Consider the following 234-nt stretch of genomic DNA (forward strand, 5'->3'; position numbering starts at 1 on the left):
TTTTTGATAATTGCAGTTACAGATCCTGAACTATATTCTGGTGTACTGACCAAAACAACTGATTTATCTCCAAACAAATCGTAAGACAGACCCTGAGGGCCAATTCCCGTTTTTGAAAAACTATATTTTTGAATATTTAAATTGTTCCAGCTATCAGATGTTAAGTTATTTGTTTTTTCTTCCGACTCAGCATTCCATTGAAGATCACTTATCATAATTCTTTTGGCACTCTTT

1 pseudogene is annotated in these 234 nt (G+C 32.9%); it reads right to left on the reverse strand.

The features are described 5' to 3' along the window. Positions 1 to 234 (reverse strand): annotated as a pseudogene (locus tag SB658_RS27705) (N-acyl homoserine lactonase family protein); the annotation flags it as partial.

Source organism: Bacillus sp. SIMBA_008, from assembly GCF_046535495.1.
Lineage (GTDB): Bacteria > Bacillota > Bacilli > Bacillales > Bacillaceae > Bacillus > Bacillus subtilis.